The following is a 559-nucleotide window of genomic DNA, read 5'->3' as shown; positions in this document are numbered from 1 at the left end:
GAAGCGCCTTGAGGATCTCACCCAGGGCGTCGAAAACAAGAGCGACCCGAGCGGGAAGCGGTTCTTCTTCATGCGCCGCCTCCCGCGCGACCCATTCGCCGACGATCCGGCACAGCCCGCGGCCCGAACCTGGGGCCGGCGCAGCTACGGTAGTCCGCCGGAGGCGCCGGTCGAGGGAGCCGATGTCTACGACGTCTACTCTCTCTCCGCCGGCATCGGCCTCAACGGCATCCCCTACCGCGAGTGGTAAAGATGCGAGCCAGGCGTAAAGGCTTCACGCTGATCGAACTGCTCGTCGTGATGTCCGTCATCGCCACCCTGCTGACCATCGCGGTGCCCCGCTACTTCGTGCATCTCGACCGGGCACGCGAAGCCTCGCTGCGCGAATCCCTCGCCGTGATGCGCGACGCGCTCGACAAATATCGCGCCGATACCGGGCGCTTTCCCGAAACCCTTCAGGAACTCGCCGACAAGCGCTACCTGCGCCGCGTACCGACTGATCCGATGACCGGACGCAGCGATACCTGGGTCGCCGTAGCACCGCCCGACGAGCCCGGTC

At 66.5% G+C, this 559-nt stretch carries 2 protein-coding genes; both read left to right on the top strand.

The genetic code is table 11. From position 1 onward, the window contains the following. A partial coding sequence (locus JNK74_29815; protein ID MBL7650367.1) for a general secretion pathway protein GspG occupies nucleotides 1–250 on the top strand: 250 nt, incomplete at its 5' end. A 2-nt stretch (nucleotides 251–252) separates the two neighbouring features. Then, the coding region (locus JNK74_29810) for a prepilin-type N-terminal cleavage/methylation domain-containing protein (GenBank protein MBL7650366.1) at nucleotides 253–559 on the top strand (307 nt) is incomplete at its 3' end.

Source organism: Candidatus Hydrogenedentota bacterium (genome assembly GCA_016791475.1).
Classification (GTDB): domain Bacteria; phylum Hydrogenedentota; class Hydrogenedentia; order Hydrogenedentales; family JAEUWI01; genus JAEUWI01.
This window is presented reverse-complemented; position numbering and strand designations above follow the sequence as displayed.